The organism is Lysinibacillus sp. GbtcB16, assembly GCF_019091145.1.
In the GTDB taxonomy this organism is placed as follows: Bacteria; Bacillota; Bacilli; order Bacillales_A; family Planococcaceae; genus Lysinibacillus; species Lysinibacillus fusiformis.
The window spans coordinates 1-272 of the sequence record NZ_JAGXJV010000388.1; the positions used below are offsets into that span (position 1 = coordinate 1).

General features: G+C 48.5%; 1 pseudogene. It reads right to left on the bottom strand.

Annotation, left to right across the window (positions count from 1 at the left end):
* Positions 1 to 258, bottom strand: a pseudogene (locus KVT27_RS24645) (sugar ABC transporter permease); the annotation flags it as partial.
* Between the last annotated feature and the right edge of the window lie 14 nt (positions 259 to 272).

Below are 272 nucleotides of genomic sequence, written 5' to 3' on the forward strand. Positions count from 1 at the left end.
GATCGTCCCCCATCCTACTCCCTTCCACACCTCTGCGGAGATGATGATTGTGCGAAAATATTCGGGCTTTAACAGAAAGGAAATCGGTTCATGGCCGAGTGATTGCAGCAGCTGATTAACGATGCCCGTAGAAGGCGAAAGAAAGTTCATCACCATGCCGGCCAAGACAACCCAAGAAATGAAGTGAGGTAAATACAGAATCGTCTGCGACACCCTCTTGAATAACAAATGCCGCACCTCATTGAGCATAATCGCCAATAGGATTGGTGCGG